We start from the raw sequence: 382 nt of genomic DNA, 5'->3' as shown, positions 1-382 counted from the left end.
AAGAACGCCCAGCTTGCATACAGCTTTGACATTGCCTTGCAGAATGAATTTTCCCTTGAGGAAAACATCGCTCTTGCAAGGCAATTTTTATTGGAGAACTTTGTGAGCCGTGGCATGGTGGTTGACTTCGCCGTACACCAGCCAGACCGGGAGGACGGCGGCATACCAAACCCACATTTTCATGTGCTTTGCCCTATCCGCCCCATCGAGCAGAACGGCAAATGGGGACTAAAGCAACGCCGGGTGTATGAGCTGGACGAGGACGGCAACCGTATCCGAGACGCAGACGGAAAGTTTGTGTTCAACGCCGTTCCCACTACCGACTGGGGCAGTCCCGAAACGCTGGAATACTGGCGGCAGACATGGGCGGAGCTATGCAATG

Annotated in this window: 1 protein-coding gene; it reads left to right on the top strand. The window is 54.2% G+C overall.

Annotation, left to right across the window (positions count from 1 at the left end):
• Positions 1–382, top strand: a 382-nt coding sequence (locus tag LI162_RS15330) for a MobA/MobL family protein (RefSeq protein ID WP_227156884.1), incomplete at both ends; no start/stop codon positions are given.

It is taken from the genome of Mediterraneibacter sp. 210702-DFI.3.120, assembly GCF_020561005.1.
Classification (GTDB): domain Bacteria; phylum Bacillota; class Clostridia; order Lachnospirales; family Lachnospiraceae; genus Mediterraneibacter; species Mediterraneibacter faecis.
Note: the sequence above shows the minus strand (reverse complement) of the source record. Positions and strands in the feature narration are given on the sequence as shown.